General features: G+C 56.2%; 1 rRNA gene. It reads left to right on the plus strand.

The annotated features are described in order from the left end of the window. Positions 1-210 (plus strand): 23S ribosomal RNA (locus tag ADK64_RS15830); the annotation flags it as partial.

The following is a 210-nucleotide window of genomic DNA, read 5'->3' on the forward strand; positions in this document are numbered from 1 at the left end:
ATAGCGGATAGTACCGTGAGGGAATGGTGAAAAGTACCCCGGGAGGGGAGTGAAATAGTACCTGAAACCGTGTGCCTACAAGCCGTGGGAGCGTCGGAAGCACTTCGGTGCTTCTCGTGACTGCGTGCCTTTTGAAGAATGAGCCTGCGAGTTTGCGGTGTGTTGCGAGGTTAACCCGGGTGGGGAAGCCGTAGCGAAAGCGAGTCCGAA

Origin of the sequence: Streptomyces sp. MMG1121, from assembly GCF_001280015.1 — a bacterium.
GTDB lineage: Bacteria > Actinomycetota > Actinomycetes > Streptomycetales > Streptomycetaceae > Streptomyces.